Origin of the sequence: Shewanella sp. SG44-6, assembly GCF_014164185.1 — a bacterium.
In the GTDB taxonomy this organism is placed as follows: Bacteria; Pseudomonadota; Gammaproteobacteria; order Enterobacterales; family Shewanellaceae; genus Shewanella; species Shewanella vesiculosa.
Genome location: NZ_JACJER010000233.1, coordinates 1 through 2846, shown reverse-complemented (window position 1 = coordinate 2846; position 2846 = coordinate 1). Strand labels below are relative to the sequence as shown.

2 protein-coding genes are annotated in these 2846 nt (G+C 33.2%); both read left to right on the top strand.

Annotated elements, in window-relative coordinates:
- Nucleotides 1–253: 253 nt before the first annotated feature.
- Nucleotides 254–871: a hypothetical protein gene (locus H5185_RS21645; protein WP_182698958.1), complete on the top strand. Its 618-nt coding sequence runs from the start codon at nt 254–256 to the stop codon at nt 869–871.
- 432 nt (nt 872–1303) lie between these two features.
- Entirely contained in the window at nt 1304–2527 is a 1224-nt protein-coding gene (locus H5185_RS21640; protein ID WP_182743188.1) for a HEPN domain-containing protein, read from the top strand.
- The last annotated feature ends 319 nt before the right edge of the window (nt 2528–2846 follow it).

Here is a 2846-nt window from a genome sequence, read left to right as displayed (position 1 = left end):
TCATGCCTCATATCCATAATGTTAAATGGATTCGACTTATCTTCTACTGTACAAACTTTATTGCGTCAATAAACTTATTTTTGTCCAGTAATGAGCCTAGACATGTAAATTGTTTATGCCCCAAAACGAGTTTCACTTTATTAATATAATCACAACTATATCTAATGGAAGTCACTATTTTTTTGCTTGAAAACATACACAACACTGGCCAAAATAACTATCCACTACATATGATTAGTGGAGCAACATCATAATGAAAAAATTAATACTTTTTTTATTCTTTTTTCTATTATTTTTAAATGCTACTGAAGCTTATAGTAGCAGCTCTTTTATTGAGCAAATGAAAGATTTATGCCTAAATACTGAAGCGACTCACTGCTCTAGTGAATTGTACAGTATAGGGCAAGAGAATGAAGATGCTGTCGTTTACATCAAACAGCCTGAATTCATTTTTGATAAATATTGTGTGGAATTGGAAAATAAACATGAGCTATCATCTCGAGTATATACCTTAAATTCATATATATATGTTGGCAGGTCTATCAATGGAACTTGTTCAGACTATATTCGTTATACACAAGATCATCATGGGAAGTCTTTGTATATTGATGCTAATGCTTTAGATTTTATTTTTTCGATAAAAGATGTATTTCACAAAAATAAACTCAGGAGTAAATGCCTTAATAAGTCTGATGATTTTTATAACAATATCGATATTTATGGGGTGAATATATATCCAAGTATTGTCGATGGTAAGCTAAAATATGAAATAAGCATAACTCAAACAGGCGATGATGTTTTGTACTCGATGTACTTTGATTCAACAACTCATGCGGAAGAATGCGAAAGGGAAAGAGGCCGAAAGCCATAGCACTACAAAGTTAATAAATAATCAGATATGACCAGACAAAGGACAAACTATCGTTAGCTCAGAAAATACTCCTCCCTAATACAACTGTTCTTTTATACAGAGTGAGCAGTAATTTCGTGGGGTTAGAATTTATATGAGCAACGTAATAAAGAATAAATTCTAAGCCACTTTTTTCCATTTTCCAGTTAGGGTGGGCAACACATTTCTGCCCCTTTATGCGCTAGCCCTTTCACTCATTCACATCCTGTTGATGCACTTTTGCCCTAGTAAAAGTTATCCATTCTTTTAATGCTGTTCTCTGTGAATCCCCGTGATGTAATACGGGGGTACTTTCAACTGTCACATTAGGCCTGAGTGGTTATTGGAATTAAAGTCGTTGAGTGTACAATGAAATTGCGCTGGTAATAATAAGACATTAGGGATAGTAATTGTATGAATCAACGAATAATTAAAGCTATAAATACGTCAGTTGCAGAAGGAAACATACAGCAACTTACTCTATGGATAGCTCAAGATGATTGGCGCAATTATGCGAAGGCATTCGGTGCATCACGTAATTTCATAAAATTAGCTAGTCTTATTGAAGAAGAACACCCTAGGTTATCTTCTTCAACATTCCGCGCTGGAGGGCATGGTGAAAAAATAAATGCATTGTATTTGGCTAAATGGTTAGTTTTAGCGGCTTCTACGGTTGGGGCAGAACTTGCTTATTCGTATTTGCTAGAACTTGAATCTTCATCAGATATTGTGATTTATAATCTGTCACTAATTAGTGGGGTTGATTTTAAAGGGAAAGCAGAATTAATAGATGGTATTTATTTTTGTGATTTTGAAAGTTTACCCAATACAATCAGGAAAAATGTAAATAACAAATTAATGAAATTATCTTCAAGTTTTTCATCTAGTGGTAGAGTTCACCCGCCCTACACATTTTTATGCCAACCCATGGAAAGCACATTACTTTCAAATGATCTTAGTGAAGCTAATATCAATACCATTCAAGGTTACGTAAATAAAGAATTTTTAATAACTAATTTTCTATCTTTATTCGCTTCTGACCACGCTCCTTGCGTTGAATTACGTTGGTGTATTTTAGAAGATACTACACCTCTTTCTGACATAATAGACACACATTCGACTCAATACTTAGAGGTTATTAAGCCTAAACATTATGATTTATGGAATGGTATTGACGCTGAACAAATTACTCATTTATTTAAAAAATACTTATCTATGAATGAGAAGCTTAGATTGCCTTTAGATATTTCTTTGGCTCGTCGAAGTCAGGCTATGAATACTTGGAATGATACAAATAAAGCTATTGACTTAGGTATTGCCCTTGAGTCGATATTAACAAAGCCTGATACTAATGGAGAGCTAACTCTCCAAATAAAAATTATTGGTTCCAAGTTGGCTTCTCATGACCTTGAGAAGCGGAAAGAAATATCTTCTATATTAAATGCAGCATACAGTATACGCTCCTCTGCTGTTCATGATGGGATTCTTAAAGATTCATACAAAGTTAACGGTCGAGGTAAGTTAAGACCTAGTATAATTATGGGTGAAACTTTTCCAATTTTGAGGGATTGTTTAGTGAAAATTATTGAAAAAAATGGATTAACTAAAGATGACTATGAGGAATTGTTTTTTTCGTGATTTTAACTATATATAGATTGTATAAAAACAGCCGCTCAAAATTACTTAGCCGATATTTTGATTCGATTACAAGTACAGATCCTATTTTAATAAGTACGATGCTTATTTTTCATGATGGTTAAGTAGTAAAGTGACTTTGTGATACTTGGAGTTATCAATGAATCGCTTGAATTGGTATGAATGCTAACTTGGAATTGTCCAAAAGTGAGTTACTAAGAGATACGCTTTCAGTTGTAATAAAATGACAATTCATAATTATAGTATCTAGGTGCAGTTCCAATTTGTCAGACTATGGGTACATTTTATGTCAGAGTATAGT